The sequence below is a fragment of the Rhodococcus sp. IEGM 1330 genome (assembly GCF_033142445.1).
GTDB lineage: Bacteria > Actinomycetota > Actinomycetes > Mycobacteriales > Mycobacteriaceae > Rhodococcoides.
Genome location: NZ_JAWLSB010000001.1, coordinates 257772 through 279593, shown reverse-complemented (window position 1 = coordinate 279593; position 21822 = coordinate 257772). Strand labels below are relative to the sequence as shown.

Below are 21822 nucleotides of genomic sequence, written 5' to 3'. Positions count from 1 at the left end.
GTCGGCGTTGCAGTTCGCCTCAGCCTATCGGTCGGCCGGGCCCGATCGGTTCAGGCAGACGGTGCACCGGGGTGCCGTCCTCCATCGCCTCGTGGCGGTCACCGTCGACCGAAACGATGGCGACGAGATCCTCCAGATCGGCGGGTGCCAACTCTTCGACGGCGACGATCGATGCTGCGGTGAGGAATGCGTGCGTCACCCATTCCGCGGACACGATCTCGGCTGCGTCCTCGGCCGACTCCGCCTGGTCCAGCACCAGGGCCGCGCCCGCCGTCACCGCGACGACACCGGCCAACACCGCCTGCGCAGTGTCGAAACGGGCAGGTACCGCAAGCCGCGAATCGTACGCAACCGCCCAATCGCTGACTGCTCTGGCCGCCACGGCCGCGAGGGTTCCGTGGTCGACGACGGTTCCGTCGTTCCCGACCAGTGCCGGGCTGTCGGGCCCGAGTACCGCGGTCCGATCGGTGTACGTCACCGACCGCGAGGAATGGGCGGCGATCGCATCGACGATGTCGGTGCGACCGAGTTGGACGACCGTCATCGACCCGGCCCACGCCGGTACGTCGTCGTCGTCGAAGACCGCAACCGACGCACCCGTCCGCTCGACCGACGTAGGCGTGCCGTCCGAATCTGCCGAATCGACGGGAGCGAGGGCTGCTCCCGCTTTTGCGACCGCCCAGCGCGTCACCACTGCCTGGACCCCGTCCGAGACCGCGACGGCAACGACGACGCCCGGCCCGACGCCCGTGTCGATCAGTAGGCGGGCCAGACGCGACGAGTCCTCGTCGAGCTGACGATAGGTCGTCTCGGCACCGCCCGAGGACAATGCGGGCGCATCGGGATCGGTGTCGACCGCGGTGGTGAGCACCTGGGGCAGAGTCAGATCCGATCGAACCGGTGCCGCAACGGGATCCGCGGCCTCTCGGGCGTCGGACAGCACCGCACGCTCGGCGGCATCGAGTACGTCGATTTCTCCGACGATCACCGCCGGTGTTGCCGCCACGGTCTCGGCGATACGAGTGAATCGAGCTGCCAGAGAAGCCACGGTGGACTCGTCGAAGATGTCGGCGGCGTACACCCACTCCACGATCAGAGTTCCGGTTCCCGAGTCTCCTTCGGCGTGCTGTGTCTCCACCGTCACCTGCAGGTCGAACTTCGCCGTCGGCTCGAAGCCGCTCACGGGTTCGACCACCAGGTTCGGCAGTTCGAAGCGCGCATCACCGTGTGGTTCGACCGACAGGACCGTCTGGAACAGCGGGGTGTACCCGGCATGTCGGTCCGGGGCAATGGCGTCGACCACTCGCTCGAACGGTACGTCGGAGTTGGCGAAAGCACGAAGGTCGTTCTCGCGCAGTGTGTTCAGGAGCTCACCGAATGTGGCGTCCGGGTCCACATTCGTACGCAATGCCAGTGTGTTGACGAACATCCCGACGAGCCCGTCGAGCTGTTCGTGCCCGCGCCCGGCAATGGGTGTGCCGACCGCGAAGTCGCGGGACCCACTCATTCTCGACAACAACACACCGAGTACCGCGTGCAGCACCATGAACAGCGTGGCGTTGTTCTCGCGCGCGATGGCGACGAGCCCGGAGTGGGTCGATTCGTCGAGCTGGGTACTCACACCGGCCCCGCGCAGTGTCGCGGTGGCAGGGCGAGGTCGGTCCCACGGCAGCGACACGACCGGAGTGATGCCGGCCAGTTCGTCCGCCCAGAATGCCAGCTGCTCGGACAGTATCGAGCTGGGATCGCTGTCCGATCCCAGCACCTGACGTTGCCATACGGCGAAGTCGGCGTACTGCACCGTCAGCGGTTCGGGGCTGTAGGCCTGTCCCGAGGCTGCAGCGAGGTAGGCGGTCATGACGTCGCGGGCCAGGGGCGTCATGGAAGCGCCGTCGCCACTGATGTGGTGCATGACGATGACGAACACGTGGTCGTCCGGGCCGGCGCGGAACAGGGCTCCGCGGATCGGTGGTGCCACGGTGACATCGAAGCCGCCGTGGATCATCGCGCGTATGCGATCGGCGGTGTCGGCATCTCTCGGCGCATCGACGGGCGTCAGGTCGGGAACGACACCCTCGACGTCCATGATCTCCTGGTAGGGAGAACCGTCCGTGTTCTCGGGATACCGGGTACGAAGCGACTCGTGGCGTTCCACTGTCGACGTCACCGCAGCCTGCAGTGCAGCGACATCCAGTTCACCTCGAAGACGCAGGGCCAACGGCATGTTGTACGCCCCGGAATCGGGGTCGAGTCGGTTGAGCACCCACATGCGCTGCTGAGCGAGCGACAGCGGAACCTGTCCGCCGGGTGCCCTTCGCCGCAACGGCACGTCGTTCGCGTCGTCGATACGCGACTCGGCACGGGCTGCGAGCGCGGCAACGGTCGAGGCCTCGAACAGATCTCGAACACCGACCTTCTTGCCGAGCGCCGCCGCGACGCGTGCGGCAACTCGGGTCGCGATGAGCGAGTTGCCGCCCAGATCGAAGAAATCGTCGTCCGATCCGACGCGCTGCACGCCGAGCAGTTCGGCGTAGATCTGCGCGACCGTCTCCTCGACGGGGGTTGCAGGAGCGCGGAACGTCTTGACCTCGAACACCGGTTCCGGCAATGCTTTTCGGTCCAGCTTGCCGCTCGTGTTGAGCGGGAACTCCGAAAGCACCATCACGGTGGAGGGCACCATGTAGGCCGGTAGAGCGCCGCCGACGAACGTGCGCACCTCGGCCGGGTCGAGCGTTCGGCCCGGCGCAGGAACGACGTAGCCCACGAGCTGATCTCCGGCGCCTGTCGTCGCGACCACCGCGGTGGCCTGATTCACGTCGGGATGAGTCAACAGCGCGGTCTCGATCTCGCCGAGTTCTATGCGCTGGCCACGGAACTTGACCTGGAAGTCGGTGCGTCCGATGTACTCGAGCACCCCGACCTCGTCCTGGCCAGGACGCCATCTGACCAGGTCACCGGTGCGATACATCCGGTCACCGTTCGTCGCGAACGGGTTGGCCACGAATCGGTCCATCGTCAGGTCGACGCGGCCGAGGTAGCCGTCGGCGAGCTGGGTGCCCGCCAGATACAGCTCACCCGCGGTTCCTGCTGCCACGGGGTGCAGTCGCCCGTCGAGGACGTACGCCTGGGTGTTCCACTCGGGCGCACCGATCGGCACCGTCGAGAGATCCCCCGGCTCGGTCTCCCAGAACGTCACTGTCACAGCGGCTTCCGTGGGGCCGTACAGGTTGTGGATCCCGGCCGAGCTGATCGCCCGGAAATCGGTCACCGTTTCCGGCGGTAGCGCTTCACCGACCACGAACACATGTCGAAGCGAACGGCACTGATCGGCTGTGGCGTACGCAGCGAACACCGTGAGCATCGACGGCACGAAATCGGTGACGGTCACACCGTGCCGAGCGATCCGATCGGCAACGTACGCGGGATCGCGGTGGCCGTCCGGTGTGGCCAGAACAACCGTCGCACCGACCCAGAGCGGAAGGAAGAACCCCCACAGCGATACGTCGAAAGTCGTGGCGGTCTTCTGCAAGTAGACATCGTTCGCGTCGAGCGAGTACTGGTGCACCGTCCAGGCCATCTCGTTGACGACGGCACGGTGCGACACCGCGACGCCCTTGGGTCGTCCCGTCGAGCCCGAGGTGAAGATGACGTACGCGGTGTTTCCCGGGCGCACCGGTGCCAGTCGATCGGCGTCGGTCACGGCACCGGCCGAGTAGACGGTGAGGTCGAGAGTGTCGAGTTCGAGAATCGGGAAACGCTCCGGTAGACCCGTCCGATCGTGACTCGTGGAGAGCACCACGACCGGCTCTGCGGTGTCGAGGATGTACTCGATCCGATCCGAGGGGTGGTCCGGATCGATGGGCACGTAGGCACCACCGGCTTCGAGGACGGCGTAGATGCCGACCATGAGGTCGATTCCGCGCCGCATCCCGAGTGCGACGAGCGACTGCGGCCCCACACCGAGAGACACCAGGTGCCGCGCAAGGCGATTGACTCGATCCGAGAACTCCGCGTACGTGATGGTCGTGTCCTCGAACACCACTGCCGGCGCATCCGGGTTCGCGGCCACTCGAGCCCGGAACTGCCCGGTCAGCATGACGCCTGCGTCGACCTCGTGGGCGGTGTCGTTCCAGGTCTCGATCACTCGGGTTCGTTCTTCTGCCCCGAGCAGATCGATATCGCCGACCGCGACCGTCGTGTCGGATACGAAGGTTTCGAGTATGCCGACGAGGCGTGCCAGCACGGAGTCGATGTACGCGGGATCGAACAGATCGCTGATGTACTTGAGCGTGAACGAGATTCGGTCCTCGGCCACGACGAGCAACGTCAGTGGATAGTGGGTGTTGTCGTTGGAGCTCACGCCCTCGACGGTCATACCGTCGATGGCCGCAGCCTGTTGCGTCAGTTGCGCTTCGTCCACCGGGTAGGACTCGAAGATGGTCAGGGTGTCGAACAGATTCCCGACGCCGATAGCCCGCTGGATGTCGACCAGCCCCATGTGGTGATGGTCGAGAAGGTCGGCTTGCTCACCCTGGATCCGGCCGAGGTATGTCTCCACCGTCTCCGCCGGGTCGAATCGCACTCGGACGGGAATGGTGTTGATGAACAGCCCGATCATCGACTCCACGCCCGGCAGACCTGCGGGACGACCGGACACCGTTGCACCGAACACGACGTCGGTTCGCCCGGTGATGTGAGCGACCAGCAGACCGTACGCCGCCTGCACCAGAGTGTTGACGGTGACGCCGAGCCGGCCACCGAGCGCCACGAGCGCCGCGGTCGTCTCGACATCGGTCGACTTCTCCGCCTCGGCCGATCTCGACGAGATCTCTCGTCCGACGCTCGGCGGCGCGACGAAGGTCGGTTCCTCGACACCGTCCAGTGCCCGGGTCCACGCGCTCAGAGACACGGCCGGGTCCTGTTGGTCGAGCCACGCCAGGTACGAGCGATACGACCGCACCCGAGGCAGCGACGCCGTGGAGCTCTGCGCGGCGTACAGGTACAACAGTTCCTTCATCACCAGCGGCAACGACCATCCGTCGAGCAACACGTGATGATTGGTCATCGCGAGCTTGTACGTGGTCGGCGTGATCCTGACGAGCAGGAATCGCAGCAGGGGTGCCGTGGAGACATCGAAGTGTCGACGCTGATCCGCGGCCAGTGCGTCGGCGACGGCAGCGTCGCGCTCGAGCCCGTCGAGATGAGACAGATCGATCGTGTTCCAGGGCAGACGAACGTTCTGCTGGACGATCTGCACTGTCTCGCCGTCCGCGGTCGCGGTGAAGGACGTCCGTAGATTGTCGTACCGGTCCAGGAGTGTCTGCGCCGCGCGGTGCAGTCGATCGTCGTCGACATCACCAGCGAGGTCGAGCACCACCTGCATCGTGTAGACGTCGATCGACGCGTCCGCGAACAGGGCGTGGAAGAGCAGTCCCTGCTGCAGCGGCGACAGCGACCAGATGTCCGTCAGGTCCGGGTACCGCGCCTCGAACGACGAGATGTCGGACTGTGAGAGCCGCACCAGCGGCACGTCGGACGGCGTCAAGCCACCCGAGCCGGGGGCGTCTGCATGCGTTGCGAGAGCGGTCAACGCATCCGACCACAGCTGAGCGAGCCGCTCGACGGTCGCCTCGGTCACCGCCCCGGTCGGGAATGCGAACGAGGCACTCAGTACGCCGCCGTCGTCGGTGTCGAGGACGATGGCGTTGATGTCGACGGTCTTGTTGGCCGCCATATCGGCATCACCGGCAGCCGACAGCTCGTTGTCCGCGGCGGGTAGCCATCCGAGCGACTTCATCTCGTCCGGCACCTCGCCGGTGTTGACGCGCCCGAGGTAGTTGAAGCTGATCTGACCGGTGCCGAGTTCGGAGAGCTCCACTGCGGTCTCGGGGTTGAGGTACCGCAACAGCCCCCAGCCCATTCCTCGCTCGGGCAGCTCCAGCATCTGCTCCTTGACGGCCTTGACCGCGTCACTCAATTTCGGTCCACCGGCGAATGCGGCATCGACGTCGATACCGGTCAGGTCGAGGCGCACCGGGAACAAGCTTGTCAGCCATCCGACCGTGCGTCCCAGATCGGCTCCCGGCACCACTGCTTCCTCGCGGCCGTGCCCTTCGAGCTGCACCAGCGTGGCCGGTGCCGAAATTCCCTGCTCCGCACGCAGTTTCGTGACCGCGAGCGCCAACCCGGCGAGCAACCCGTCGGCGACGCCACCGCGGAAGATCTCCGGCACCGTCGTCAACAGGCTGCGCGTGACCTCGGGCGTCAGCTCGACATCGACCCTGTCGAGGGTGGCAACGACGTCGAGTGCAGGGTCGAAGGGACGGTCGCCGAGAACAGGGTCCTCGGTGTCGGCGATCCGACGCCACATCGGCAGTTCTGCCAGGCGCGCCTGACTCGATGCCGCATCGACCAACGCATGCGTCCACCGGCGCATCGACGTTCCCACCTCGGGAAGAGTCGGGACCGCTCCCGCGGACAACTGCGCCCAGGCGGAGACGAAGTCGGGGATCAGGATTCGCCAGGACACTCCGTCGATCACGAGGTGGTGGGCGATGACGGACAGCGTGCCTGCTTCGGTGGGACCGTGATCGACCCAGACGAAGGCCAGCATGCGTCCGGCCGCGGGGTCGAGGGTTCCGACAGCGGTGTCGAATGCCGTTGCGGCCGACTCCGCATCGGTCTCGGTCAGCAACGAGCCCGCATCGACACTCCCTGGTGCCGCAGCGTCGAGCCCCCACCCGCGGTCGTCGTGGACCAGGGTGGAACGCACGACGTCGTGTCGATCGATCACGGCGTTCAGCGTCGCGAGAATTCGGGCCCGGTCTATGCCGATCGGCAGTTCGAGCGTGACGGCCTGATGGAAGCGCGACCAGCCCCCGCCGCGCTCGATCAGTGCAACACCGAACGGCGGCAACGGCATCCAGCCGATTCCCCCGCCGTCGAGTTCCTCGAGCACGACAGCGTCGCTGCCTTCACCCACGGTCACCGCGATCTCGGCGAGACCCGCGACGGTCTTGCGCTCGAACACATCTCGCGGTCCGAACTGGATTCCCCGTGCCTTCGCGCGGGAGACCAGCTGGATGGAGACGATGCTGTCGCCCCCGAGCGCGAAGAACGAATCGTCCACGCCCACGGTGCCGAGCCCGAGTACGTCCGCGAAGACCTCCGCGATGATGCGTTCGGTATCGGTACTGGCGGTGCGGTATTCGGCGTCGCTGCCGAATTCGGGTTCGGGTAGCGCTCGTCGGTCGAGCTTGCCGTTCGGGCCGAGCGGCAATGCGTCGAGGACCACGAGACCGGCGGGAACCATGTACTCGGGCACCGATGCGGCGACGGCGGCGGTGACCGTGTCGGTGCCGATCGTCGCCCCGGCAGCGGGCACGAGGTAGCCCACGAGGATTTCACCGGACGACGGTGTCTGCCGAACGAGCACCACGGCCTGATCCACGGTCGGGTGTGCGGTCAGGGCGGCCTCGATCTCGCCCAGTTCGATGCGCAGTCCGCGCAGCTTGACCTGGAAGTCGGTGCGGCCGAGGTAGTCGAGCTCACCGTCGGCGTTCCACCGAACGAGGTCTCCGGTGCGGTACATCCGCGAGCCGGCAGTGCCGTGCGGGTCGGCGACGAACCGGTCGGCGGTGAGATCCGCTCGCCCCAGATATCCACGAGCGAGTTGAACTCCGGCGAGATACAGCTCCCCGGGTACCCCGACCGGGACCGGGTGCAGGCGTGCATCGAGCACGGTGACTCGGGTGTTCCAGACCGGAGCACCGATGGGGACCGACGCGATGTCGGCCGGCACCACGCGGTGGTAGGTGACGTCGACCGCGGCCTCGGTCGGGCCGTACAGGTTGTGCAGTTCGGTGGTCGGCAGTGCAGCGCGTAGGGCCGAGGCAACCGAGGCAGGCAGCGCCTCGCCGGAGGCGAAGACCGCACGCAGGCCGGTGCAGTTCGAGACGCCCTCGGCGGTCGCGAACACCGCGAGCAGCGACGGCACGAAGTGGGCAACGGTGATGCCTCGTTCGGCGACGGTGCTCACCAGATAGATCGGATCCCGATGGCCGTCGGGTTCGGCGATCACGAGCTCGGCACCGATCTGCAAAGGCCAGAACAGCTCCCACACCGACACGTCGAACGTGACCGGCGTCTTCTGCAGCACCTTGTCGCTGTCGGTGAGTGAGTACTCCGACTGCATCCACAGCAATCGGTTGACGATCGACTCGTGGCTGACCGCGACACCCTTGGGGCGTCCGGTCGATCCGGACGTGAAGATGACATAGGCGATGCCGGTCGGCCGCAGCGGTGCGATCCGCTCCGCGTCGGTCACCGGTGCGGCGGACACACCTGTGGTGTCGACGGCGTCGACCAGGATTCGGGTGACATCGGACCGGAGCGCGGTGCCGTCCCGCTCCGTCGTGAGCAGGACCACGGGTGCCGCGGTGTCGAGGATGTACCCGATTCGTTCGGCGGGCAGATCCGGATCGACCGGCACGTAGGCCCCACCTGCGGTCAGCACCGCGTAGATACCCACCAGCATGTCGACCGATCGCCGCATGGCGGTCGCAACGACGGTTTCCGGCCCCACGCCTTCCGAGATGAGAACTCGGGCCAGTGCGTTCACGCGGTCCGAGAACTCGCGGTAGCTCACCCGTTCGTCGCCGAAGCTCGTCGCGATGTTCTCCGGACTCGCCGCAACCTGTGATTCGAAGAGAGACACCAGCGTCGCCGCAGCATCCACCTCGTACCCGGTGGCGTTCCACTCGTCCAGGACGCGGGACCGCTCACCGTCCTCGAGAATGTCGATGTCACCGACGATCCGATCCGGATCGTCGACGAGAGTGCCGAGAACGCGCACCAGGCGACGCGCGAGCGAGCTCATGGTCGACTCGTCGAACAGATCTGTGGCGTAATCGAATTGGACGTCGACACCGGCAGGAGCGCCGGATTTGTCGACGTTCTCCCACAGCGTGACCTGCAGATCGAACTTGGCGAACGCGCTGCCGAGGTCGATTCCCTCGACGCTCAGCCCGGGCAGGGCCAATGTCTGACGGTTCAGGTTCTGGAACGTCAACATGACCTGGAAGATCGGGTGACGAGCCTGAGAGCGGTCCGGTGCCAGCTCGTCGACGAGCCGCTCGAACGGCACGTCGGCGTGCCCGAAGGCACCCAGGTCGGCCTCACGAACTGCGGCGAGTTGCTCGCGCAACGTGGCCGCAGGGTGCACCCCGGTACGGAGGGCGAGCGTGTTGACGAACATGCCGACCAGCTCGTCCAGATCCGCATCACCGCGGCCGGCGACCGGGGTTCCGATCGTCACGTCGTCGGTACCCGCCATCGCGCCGAGGAGCACCGCGAGCGCGGTGTGCACCACCATGAAGTTCGTGGCGTTACCGGCTCGGGCGGCCCGAGCGATGTTCGACTGCAGTGTCGAGTCGATCGAGAAGTTGTATGCCGCACCGCGATACGACGCCACCGCCGGGCGCGGTCGGTCGGTCGCGAGATCGAGCTGCGCCGGGGCACCGGCCAGAGCCGACGTCCAGTAGGCGAGCTGCTTCGCCAACGGCGAATCGGGGTCGTCCTCGGAACCGAGTACCTCGCGTTGCCACAACGCGTAGTCCGCGTACTGCACCGGAAGTGGTGCCCACTGCGGGCTCTCACCCGCGGCACGGGCGGTGTAGGCCACCATGACGTCGCGCGTCAGGGGTCCCATCGAGAACCCGTCCGCGGCGATGTGGTGGGCGACGAATGCCAATACGTGCTCGGTCTCGCTCACCCGCAAGATCCGGATTCGCACCGGAACAGCTCGGGTCACATCGAATCCCGTGGAAACGAAGTCGCGCAGGGCCTGCTCGATCGAACTCTCGTCCACGTCGTCGACGACAACCGTCACGCCGGCCTCCGCGGTACCGAGCACCACCTGATGGCCTCGTCCGTCGACCTCCGGGTACACGGTGCGCAGAATTTCGTGCCGCGCCAGCACGTCGTGCACGGCGCCGGTGAGTGCATCGACATCGACGTTGCCGGACAACCGAATTGCCACCGGAATGTTGTTCACGGCAGAAGTCGGATCGAACTGGCTCAGGAACCACATGCGCTGCTGCGCCATCGACAGCGGCACCACATCGGGCCGCGGGCGTGCCGTGAGTGCTCGTCGTGCACCGGTGCCCACCTTGGATTCGACGGCACGGGCGAGCGAGAGAACCGTCGGCGACTCGAAGATCGATCGCACCGGCACCTGAGTGTCGAGCGCTGCTCCCAGTCGGGAGACCACCTGAGTCGCGATCAGCGAGTTGCCGCCGAGTGCGAAGAAGTCGTCGTCCAGACCGACCCGCTCCACCGAGAGCACCTCGGCGAACACCGCCGCCACCGCTTCTTCGACCGGGTTGGTCGGTGCGCGGAACTGTGCCGTCTGGAACTGCGGCTCCGGCAACGCTTGTCGGTCCAGCTTCCCGTTCGCGTTGCGGGGCAACGCATCGAGGATCACGAAAGCCGACGGAACCATGTACGACGGCAACCGGCCGGACAGAGCTGTGCGCAACCTGTCGGAGTCAACCGTGGCACCGACAGCGGGCACGACGTAGGCCACGAGGCGCGCACCGAGTCCGGTGTCGTCGAGCGCAAGCACCGCAACGTCGCCGACCTCGTTCAGCGACCCCAGCGCGGCATCGATATCGCCGAGTTCGATGCGGAATCCACGAATCTTCACCTGGAAGTCGGTCCGACCGACGTACTCGAGTTCGCCGTCCTTGCGCCAGGTGACCAGGTCGCCGGTGCGGTACAGCCGTCCGCCTGGAGTGAACGGGTCGGCTACGAACCGCTCCGCAGTCAGGTCAGGCCGAGCGACATAGCCATCGGCCAGCTGTGCTCCCGCGAGATAGAGTTCGCCCGCTACGCCCACCGGTACCGGCGCGAGGCGCGAGTCCAGGACGTAGACCCGGGTGTTCCATTCGGGTCCACCGATGGGCACGGAGGTGCCGGTCGTGTCGACGACGCGATGCGCGGTGACCGACACAGCGGCTTCCGTCGGCCCGTACAGATTGTCCAAACGTGCGGTGGAACCGCGCAGTGCGCGGTCTGCCGTCGCGACCGGAAGCGCCTCACCGATCGCCAGGATTCTCTTCAGGCTCTTCGGAAGTGATCCCGCCGACGCAGCGACGATGGCGTCGAGCACGGAGGGCACGGTGTGCAGCGTGGTGACCGATCGTTCGGCGATCAGGTCCACCAGATAGGCCGCATCGCCCTGCGCACCGGCCTCGGCGATGACGACGGCACCGCCGGAGATCGTGGCCACCCAGAATTCCCAGACGGACAGGTCGAATGTCGCCGCGGTCTTGAGCAGCACTCGGTCGGTGCTGTCGATTCCGTAATGCTCTGCCTGCCAGAGCAACTGGTTGACGATCGCGCGGTGGCTCACCGCCACGCCCTTGGGTCGACCGGTCGAACCGGACGTGAAGATGACGTACGCGGTGTTCGGTGCGCGCAGCGGCGCGGTGCGCTCGGCGTCGGTGACGGGCGCATCGGACATCACCGCATCCGAACCGTGCAGCCTGTCGTCGGTGTCGACCGACACGACCGGCACCGTTCCTGTGTCGATGTCGACTCCGGTGGTGCTGAGCACCAGAGCCGGAGCGGCGACCTCGAGGATGTAGGTGTTCCGCTCGGCAGGCTGATCGGGGTCGATCGGCACGTACGCGCCACCGGCCTTGGTGACCGCGTACATGGCCACCAGCAACTCGACGGACCTGCGGATCGCCAGGGCCACGGTCACCTGCGGGCCGACCCCCGAGGCGATGAGGACACGTGCCAGCCGGTTGATCCGTGCGTCGAACTCACGGTAGGTCAACGACTCTCGTGCGTCGATCAGTGCGATCGCGTCCGGGTCCGCCTGCACCCGACGGTCGAACAGTGTCGCCAGGGTCAGCTCGGAATCGACCGGATGCGCGGTGTCGTTCCACTCGCGCAGAATGGTGCGGCGCTCTGTCGCAGTGAGGACATCGAGATCCCCGACGACGACCGAGGGGTCGCTGGCCACGGTCCGCAGCACCTCGACGAATCGCTCGACGAAACCGTCGATGGTCGACCGATCGAACAGGTCTGTGGCGTAACTGAATTCGGCTACCAACTCGGCCGGCGAACCATCCGGGGCGTACTGGTCCGATATCGACAGCTGCAGATCGGTCTTGGCCGTCGTCGTGTCGGCGTCGACCGCACTGACCGTCAACCCGGGCAGCTCGAACGTCGAATCGGCGAGATTCTGGAAACTCAGGCCGATCTGGAACAACGGGTTGCGGGCGGTCGAACGTATCGGGTTGAGCACCTCGACGAGGCGCTCGAACGGTACGTCCGCATGCGCGAATGCGGACAGGTCGCGCTCACGCGACTGCGCGATCAGCTCCTCGAACGTCATCGACGGCTCGACCGTCGACCGGAACACCAACGTGTTGACGAACATGCCGATCATCGGATCGAGTGCACGCTCGCCGCGCCCGGCGATGGGGGTGCCGATGGCGATGTCCTCGGAACCGGAGAGCTTGGCGAGGAACACCGCGAACGCCGAGTGCACGACCATGAACAACGTGGACTGATGTGCGCGTGCGAGTTCGGCGAGCCCCTCGTGCAGTCCCGCGTCGACGGTGAAGCGCACCGTATCGCCGCGGAAACTCTGACTCGGCGGGCGTGGGCGATCGGCGGGGAGCGCCAGCTGGTCCGGTAGCTCGGCCAAGGCGCGCTTCCAGAACGAGACCTGCTGTGCAGCAACAGAATCAGGATCGGATTCGGAACCGAGCACGTCACGCTGCCACAACGCGAAGTCGACGTACTGCACGGTGAGAGGTTCCCAATCCGGCGCGCTACCAGTCGATCGCGCGGTGTACGCAGTCATGATGTCCACTGCCAACGGGCCCATCGAGGCACCGTCCGCCGAGACGTGGTGGACGACGAATGCCAGGACGTACTCGGCGTCGGCCACGCGGAACAGTCGTGCGTCGACGGGCACCTCGCTGGTGACGTCGAAGCCGCGTCGGAAGAATTCCCCGACGACCGCCACCACATCGGCCTGCCCACCGGCGGACAGGTCACGGACAGTGAGGTCGAGGGCGACCCCGGAGGCCGGGAGTACCTGCTGGTAAGGACCTTCGGGTGAGTCGGGGTACTGCGTCCGCAGCGATTCGTGACGTTCGAGAACGTCGAGAACGGCCGACTGCAACGCCACGACATCGAGGTCACCCGACAACCGGACCGCAAACGGGATGTTGTCCACCGACGACGTGGTGTCGAACCGGTTCAGGAACCAATAGCGCTGCTGGGCCGACGACAGGGGCGGGCGTTCCGGACGCGGCCTCGGTGCGAGTGCCGCCCTGGCACCGGATCCGACGGCTGTCTCCACGTGCGCCGCCAGTGCCGCAACGGTGGGGCTCTCGAACAACGCCCGTACCGGCACCACGGTGTCCAGAGCCGCGCCGAGCCGCGACACCACCTGCGTTGCGATCAACGAGTTACCGCCGAGCGCGAAGAAGTCGTCGTCGAGCCCCACCCGGTCGATACCGAGCACACCGGCGAACACACCCGCGACGGTCTCCTCGACCGCGGTGGTGGGTGCCCTGAACCGAGCGGCCTCGAACACCGGGGCAGGTAGTGCGGTCCGGTCGAGCTTGCCCACCGGGGTCAGCGGGATCGCATCGAGAACGATGATGGACGCCGGAATCATGTACCCCGGCAGGGACTTCCCGATGAACGCGGCGAGTTCCTCGACATCGATCACGCTGCCGCGCACGGGCAGAACGTACGACACGAGAGTCGTGACGCCGGAGGGAAGCAGATGACCTACCGTCACCGCGAAGTCGACGCTGGGATCGGCGGCGAGCGCCGAGTCGATCTCGCCGAGCTCGATGCGGAATCCGCGCACCTTCACCTGGAAATCGGTACGCCCCACGAACTGCAGCTGCAGATCCTCCGTCCACCGCACCACGTCACCGGTGCGGTACATCCGGCCACCGTCGACCCCGTACGGATTGGCCACGAATCGGTCCGAGGACAGACCCGGCCTGCCGAGGTATCCGCGGGCCAGCGCGCCGCCGGACAGATAGAGATCGCCCGGTACTCCGGTCGGCACCGGCTCGAGTCGGGAGTCGAGGATGAGCACGGACATGCCGTGAATCGGTCGACCGATGGTGATCGGCTCACCGGGCGTCAACTCGGCGAAGCTGGAGATGATCGTGGTCTCGGTCGGCCCGTAGCCGTTGAAGTACTTCCGGTCCCCCGCCCACCGGGCGAGGAGTTCGGGAGTGGTCACGTCGCCGCCCACTGAGAGCACCTCGAGCGAATCGATCCCGTGGGGATCCATCGTGCCCAGTACCGCGGGGGTGATGATGGAGTGAGTGACCCTCTCCGCCTTCATCAATTCGGCCAGTTCCGTCCCGCCGAGGATCGAAGCCGGTACGACGACCAATGTCGCCCCGACGGAGAACGCAGCCATCCATTCCAGGACCGACGGGTCGAAGTTGGGCGAGCAGACGTGCAGGAATCTCGACGCCGGCTTCAGGTGGTATAGATCGGTTGCTGCGTCGAGGACACCGCCGAGTCCGGCATGCGTGACCACCACGCCCTTCGGCTTTCCGGTCGAACCCGAGGTGTAGATGACGTAGGCCGGATTCTGGAATGTGACGGGCCGTAGCCGATCGGCGTCGGTAACCGGCTCGGCCGAGCAGGTGCGAACCTCGGCCACGAACTCGTCCTCGTCGAGGCTCAGCCAGGCCAGATCCCGCTGCCCGGCGGCCACCTGTGCCGAGTGCGCGCGGGTGGTCAAGCCGAAGACGGCCTCGGAGTCCGAGACCATGTGGCCGATGCGATCCTGCGGATACGTGGGGTCGACGGGTAGATGTGCAGCACCGGATTTCGCTACGGCCCAGACCGCCAGCACCATGAAGTAGGAACGCTGAAATCCCAGCGCCACAACGGATTCGGGGCCCGCGCCGCGCTCGATGAGCACACGGGCAAGCTGCGACGACGTCGCGTCGAGTTCGGCATACGAGATCGAGCGACCCTCGGAGCGAATCGCGGTCGCGGACGGATCGAGGGCGGCTCCGGCCGTGAGGATCTCGGCCAGCGTGCCGCCGGCCAACACGTCGTCACCGTGCACGTGAGTGAGGCGGTCGTACTCGTCGTCGTAGAGGATCGACAGGTCGCCGACCGGAACATCCGGTGTGGCGGCGACCGCGTCGAGCAACCAACGGAATCGGCGAGAGAACACTTCGATCGTGTTCTCGTCGAACAGGTCTCGCGCATAGACGAAGCTGGCCGCAAGGCCGGTTCCGTCGGGCTTCTCGTGCAGGGTCAACGACAGGTCGAACTTCGCGGTGTCGACCTCGACGTCCACGGCAGAGACCGTGAGTCCCGGAAGCTCGAAGTGGCTCGGCGGGAGATTCTCGAAGGCGATCGCCACCTGGAACAGCGGATGACGCGCCGTCGACCGTTCGGGCTCGAGCAGATCGACGAGCCGCTCGAACGGTATGTCTGCGTGCGCGAACGCCTCCAGGTCGACGTCACGAACCTGTGCCAGCAGTTCGGTGAATCCTCGGTTCCTGTCGACTTTCGTTCGCAGGACCAAGGTATTGACGAACATGCCGATCACATCGTCGAGTACGGCCTCGCCTCGTCCGGCTACGGCAGTACCGACGGCGACGTCGTCGGATGTCGACATGCGCGCCAGGAACAGGGCGAGGGCGCTGTGGACGACCATGAACAACGTGGTGCCGGTCGACTTGGCGAGCTCGACCAGCGACGCATGCACATCGGCATCGATGTCGAACTGGAATCGCCCGCCCTCGTAGGACTGCACGGCCGGACGTGGTCGGTCGTACGGCAACGTCAGCTCACTCGGCAGATCCGCCAGCGCAGTGCGCCAGTAGTCTGCCTGTGTTGCCATCAGGCTGCCCGGTTCGGTGTCGTCACCCAGAACTTCGCGCTGCCACACGGCGAAGTCGGCGTATTGCACTGCCAGCGGTGTCCACGCGGGAGAATCTCCGGCCACTCGGGCCACGTACGCAGTCATGACGTCGCGGGTCAACGGCCCCATCGACCAACCGTCGGCACTGATGTGGTGCACCACGAACGCGAGCACGTACTCGCCGTCTGCGATCTCGAACAGCTCGGCGCGCAACGGAGCCGACTCCGTCACGTCGAAGCCCTCGGACGCGAACGCGATGAGGTCGCCGATCACCTGTTCCGCCGAGGAGGCGGTCGGGGTCAGGTCCGGCGCGACCGACGCGGCGGACAGGACCACCTGATGCCCTGTGCCGTCCACGCTCGGGTACACGGTGCGCAGCGCTTCGTGTCGGTCGAGGACATCGGTGACGGCGGACTGCAGCGCCGACACGTTCAGCGCACCGGAGAGCCGGATGGCCACCGGAATGTTGTTGACGGCCGATTCGGGCTCGAATCGGTTCAGGAACCACATCCGCTGCTGTGCAAGGGACAGCGGGATCTGCTCGGGGCGCTCCTGCGGCACCAACGGTGCCGAGGTACCGGTTCCGACATGGCTTTCCAATGCCGCAGCCAGGGCCGCAACGGTACTGGCCTCGAACATCACACGGACGGGCACGGTCGTCCGCAATTCGGTACCCAGCCGCGAGGCGACCCGAGTTGCGACGAGCGAGTTTCCGCCGAGGGCGAAGAAGTCGTCGTCGACGCCGATGCGATCGATGCCGAGAACGGCAGCGAACACGTTCGCGACGATCTCCTCCAGAGGATTCGTCGGAGCTCTGTACTCGGTTGCCTCGAAGTGCGGATCCGGCAGCGCTTTTCGATCGAGCTTGCCACTCGCACCGAGCGGGAACTCGGCCAGTTCGACAAGTGCGGCCGGAACCATGTACTCGGCCAACCGTTCACGCAGCGCCCCGAGGACCTGGGTGTGGTCGACCGATCCGTCGGCGGGAACGACGTAGCCCACCAGCTGGTCTCGGCGGACCAGCACCACCGCTTGCGCGATGCCGGGCAGTTCCAGCAATGCCGATTCGATCTCGCCGAGTTCGATGCGCAGGCCGCGCAGCTTCACCTGGAAATCCGACCGACCCACGTATTCCAGCTCACCACCGGGGAGCCACCGCACCACATCGCCGGTGCGGTACATCCGAGAACCGTCGGACCCGAACGGATCTGCGACGAAGCGGTCCGCGGTCAGGTCGGGGCGGCTCACGTAGCCGCGGGCCAGCTGGGTACCTGCGAGATAGAGCTCGCCGGAGATCCCTGCCGGTACGGGAACCAAGTGGGAGTCGAGCACGTACACGGAGGTGTTCCACACCGGTGCACCGATGGGCATCACGTCCGAATCCTCGTCCGTGACAGAGTGATAGGTCACGTCGACGGCAGCCTCGGTGGGGCCGTACAGGTTGTGAAGCGACAACTGTGGCAGGGCAGTACGCAACGCATGCGCCGTCGCGGGAGGGAGTGCTTCGCCCGAGGCGAAGACCAGGCGAAGCGATTCTGCAGCGTGCGGTGCGCGCCGAGCTTCGGGCACGAACACCGACATCATCGACGGCACGAAGTGCACCACCGACACATGCTCACGAGCAATGACATCGAGCAGATACAACGCATCCCGATGACCATCCGGAACAGCGATCGCCACCGACGCACCGTTCTGCAACGCCCAGAAGAACTCCCACACCGACACATCGAACGTCGACGGAGTCTTCTGCAACACCACATCCCCGGCACTCAACCCGTACTCGTGCTGCATCCACAACAACCGGTTGACGATCGCCTCGTGCGACACCCCGACGCCCTTCGGACGACCCGTCGACCCCGACGTGAAAATCACATAGGCGATGTTCGAGGGCCGAAGCGGCGCTCTGCGCTCGGCGTCGGTCAGCAGCGTCGGCGACAGGTCCGACACGTCGAGAGTGTCGATATCGATCGTCTCCACGCCGGCGAACTCCACATGATCGCGCGTGGTCGACAACACTCGAACCGGCGCAGCCGTAGCCACGATGTACTCGTTGCGATCAGCCGGCTGCGTCGGATCGATCGGCACGTACCCGGCACCGGCCTTCACGATCGCGTACATACCCACGAACAGGTCGAGGCTTCGACCGATCGCAAGCCCGACGAGTGAATCAGGCCCCACCCCGGTCGATACCAGATGTCGCGCAAGACGATTGGCTCGTGCTGCGAACTCCGCATACGTCAACCGCTCACCCTCGAACACCAACGCCTGCGCATCGGGACTCTCGGCCACCTGACGATCGAACAGATCGACCAGCGTTGCACCCGGATCGATCTCGGACACCGCTCCGGCTCCGAGCGCGAGAATCGACGTGCGCTCGGCCGGGTCGAGCAGGTGGATGTCTCCGATCGCCGTGGTGGGCGAGTCGGTGACCGCAGTCAACAACCGCTCGAAGCGCCGACCGAATTCGGCCATCGTGGATTCGTCGAAGAGGTCGGCGGCATAGGTCAGGGCCACGGTCAAACCCGACGGTGCACCTTCTGCGGCAATCGAATTCCACAACGTCACCTGCAGGTCGAACTTTGCCAGATCGGCCTCGTAGTCGAGTGCGGCAACGCGAAGACCCGGGATCTCCACGGAGGTCTGATCGAGATTCTGGAACGTGAGCATCACCTGGAAGAGTGGATGCCGGGCCTGCGACCGCGCGGGAGCCAACGCGTCGACCAACTTCTCGAACGGCACGTCGGCGTGCGAGAACGCCGCGAGGTCGACGCCCCTCACCTCACGCAGGAAGTCTTCGAACGTCGCGCCCGGTTCGACGGCGGTGCGCAGAACCAGAGTGTTGACGAACATACCGATGACGTTGTCGAGGACTGCGTCACCACGTCCGGCCACAGGTGTGCCGATCGAGATGTCCTCGCTGGCAGACAGTTTGGCGAGCAGGATCGCCAGTGCGGCGTGCACGACCATGAAGGTGGTCGCGCCGTGTGCGCGGCCGAGCTTCTCGAGCGAGAGAACCAGATCTGCATAGATCTCGAACTTGTACGTGCCACCTCGGGTAGTGGCGACGGCGGGACGGGGCCGGTCGGTGGGCAGTTCCAGTTGATCGGGCGCTCCGCCGAGGCGCCCGCGCCAGTAATCCTGCTGAGCTGACAGCACCGACTCGGGGTCGTCCTCGTTGCCGAGAACCTTTCTCTGCCACAGCGTGAAGTCGGCGTACTGCACCTCGAGCGGAGTCCACTGCGGAGCCTGCCCGTTCGAGCGGGAAACGTAAGCCGTCACCACGTCGCGAGTGAGCGGACCCATGGAGAATCCGTCGGCGGCGATGTGATGGACCACGAACGCGAGCACGTGCTCGGTGTCCGACAACGCGAGCAGCAATGTCCGGAAAGGCAGCTGAACCGAGAGATCGAACGGGCGGAGAGCGAACTCGAGCAGGGTGGCGGGAAGCTCCGCTTCCTCCGCAGCCGAGATCTCCAGTTCGACTGTGGCCGAATCGGATCGGAGTACGTGCTGGTAGCCGACACCGTCGCGGTCCGGGAACACGGTGCGCAGCGATTCGTGCCGATCGAGAACGTCGGCGAGCGCGGCACGCAGTGCCGTGAGGTCGAGCGCCCCGGACAGGGTCAGGGCCACCGGGATGTTGTTCACGGCAGATTCTGGCTCGAATCTGTTGAGGAACCACATGCGCTGCTGAGCCAGCGACAGAGGGACGTGATCGTGATCCGGCTGCGCCGTCAACGGAATGCGGTGGCCGGTCGAATCCGACGCGTCCACGGCCGCAGCGAGTTCGGCAACGGTCGGAGCGTCGAAGAATGCGCGGACGTCGACGGCGGATCCGCGTTCGGCGTTGACCCGAGCGATCACGCGGGTGGCGTTGAGAGAGTTGCCGCCGAGTGTGAAGAAGTCGTCGTCGACGCCGATGAGGTCGATGCCGAGTACGGTCTCGAAGATCGCGACCAATGCCGACTCGGTCTCCGTGCTCGGTGCGCGATATTCCCGCGCCAGGGACGCGAAATCGGGCGCGGGCAACGCCTTTCGGTCGAGCTTTCCGCTGGCGCCCAGCGGGAACTCGTCCAGGACGACGAACACCGACGGCACCATGTACTCCGGCATGCGCCGTCTCACCGCGTCCGCGAGGCCGCCGTGATCGAGATCGGGATCGGTGCTGACGACGTAGCCGACGAGCTGTTGTTCCGACTGCTCCGACGAATGAACCAGCACAGCCGCTTGAGTCACCTCGGGCTCGGCGAGCAGAGCCGATTCGATTTCGCCCAGCTCGATGCGCAGGCCGCGTAGCTTGACCTGGAAGTCGGTGCGCCCGATGTACTCGATGAGGCCGTCGCCGCGTCGGCGCACCAGGTCGCCGGTGCGGTACATGCGGTCGCCCGGCTCACCGAACGGGTCGGCCACGAACCGGTCGGCGGTCAGGTCGGTGCGTCCGAGGTATCCGCGAGCGAGCTGCACGCCCGCGAGATAGAGCTCACCCTCGACTCCACGGGGCGATCGCCGCAGTCCTTCGTCGAGCACGTACAGATCGGTGTCGTCGACGGCAGCGCCGATGGGAACCGAGGCTTCTTCCACCTGCTGGGTTCGGTAGTACGTGACGTCCACTGCCGCTTCGGTGGGACCGTAGAGGTTGTGCAGTTCCGCGTTCGAGATCGAGTGGAACGCGTTGACGGTGCGTGCCGGGAGCGCCTCGCCGGAGGCGAATACCATCCGAAGCGAATCATCCTGCGCAGCAGTGGGTTCGGCGACGTACACCGAGAGCATGGACGGTACGAAGTGCGTCACGCTCACGCTCCGCTCGCCGATGATGCGGGCGAGGTATGCGGGGTCGCGGTGGCCCTCGGGCTCGGCGATCACGAGTGTGGCACCGATCTGCAACGGCCAGAAGAACTCCCACACCGATACGTCGAACGTGAACGGTGTCTTCTGCAACACGACGTCGGCAGCGCTCATCGCGTATTCGCGCTGACGCCAGGAGATGTTGGCGACGATGGCCCGGTGACTCACCGCCACACCCTTCGGACGTCCCGTCGAACCGGAGGTGAAGATGACGTAGGCGAGGTCGTCCTCGGTCAGGGCAGCTGCTCGATCCGCATCGGTGATCCGTCCTCCCGGCACGTCGGTCAGGTCGACGTCGTCAAGAAGAACGGTGACGGTGCCCTCGGGCAACTGCGGCATGTCGTTCGTGGTCGTCAGGACCAGGACCGGGTTCGCGGTGTCGAGAACGTACCCGAGTCGATCGATCGGATGATCCGGGTCCAACGGAACGTAGGCTCCGCCTGCCGCGGAGACGGCGTACATGCCCACCAGCAGATCGAACGACCGGCGGATCGACAGTCCCACCGCTGAATCGGGGCCGACTCCGCGTGCGATCAGAACCCGGGCGAGACGCTCGACCGACGCGGCGAACTCGGCGTAGGTGCGAGTCTCGTCGCCGAAAACGAGGGCAGATGCGTCCGGGGTGCGCTCGGCCTGATCGGCGAACAGCGCGTACAACGTGGTGGCGCCCGGATCGGCCGAACTCGACGTCGAATCGTCGTCACCGAGAACCGACACTGCATTCGTGACGACGGTCGACACGACGGCGTCCAGACCACCCTCGGTGGCCTCGATGAGGCCTGCGAGAGTGTTGGACAGAACGACCGGGACCAGCGCGTCGGGGCCGAGGACGCCGCCCATGGCCGCATCGAGGGTGGTGATTTCCTCGTCCAGGCGGGCGTAGGTCAGTTCCGTACCGAGGTGCGTGAGCGCTACGCGGTCGGGTTCGACCGCTGCAACGCTCCGAACCAAGCGCGGAAGGTCCTCGACCGTCAGAGCTGCATCGCTTCGACGTCCTACCGCCATCTAACTTTTCCTCCTGATCGATCCACGTG

The 21822-nt window shown here is 66.0% G+C and carries 1 protein-coding gene; it reads right to left on the bottom strand.

Annotation, left to right across the window (positions count from 1 at the left end; genetic code table 11):
- Positions 1 to 19 precede the first annotated feature (19 nt).
- Positions 20 to 21793, bottom strand: coding sequence for a non-ribosomal peptide synthase/polyketide synthase (locus R4P57_RS01130; RefSeq protein ID WP_317801073.1), 21774 nt, complete (start codon positions 21791 to 21793; stop codon positions 20 to 22).
- Positions 21794 to 21822 lie beyond the last annotated feature (29 nt).